Raw genomic sequence first — 268 nt, forward strand, 5'->3', positions numbered from 1 at the left:
GACCTTCGGGTTATGAGCCCGACGAGCTACCAGGCTGCTCCATCCCGCGTCTGTGGGCGGCATTCTACAGCCCAGCGATGGGGTGTCAACCGATAACTGGCAGATGAGTCAAATAAGTGTGATTTTTTTGCCTGTGCACCCTAAGTTCCCGATCGGAAAAGGTTTTTAAAAAAACGACACAAACAAAAAAGGCCACTCTTTCGAGTGACCTTCTTTGATGTTTGGTTGCGGGAGCCGGATTTGAACCGACGACCTTCGGGTTATGAGC

1 protein-coding gene is annotated in these 268 nt (G+C 50.7%); it reads right to left on the reverse strand.

Features of this window, described 5'->3' with window-relative positions; genetic code table 11:
* Positions 1 to 85 precede the first annotated feature (85 nt).
* Positions 86 to 268: hypothetical protein (locus ACW9IB_RS29550; protein ID WP_457369248.1), on the reverse strand; the 183-nt coding region annotated here is incomplete at its 5' end.

Source organism: Pseudomonas sp. SDO524_S393 (assembly GCF_054071875.1).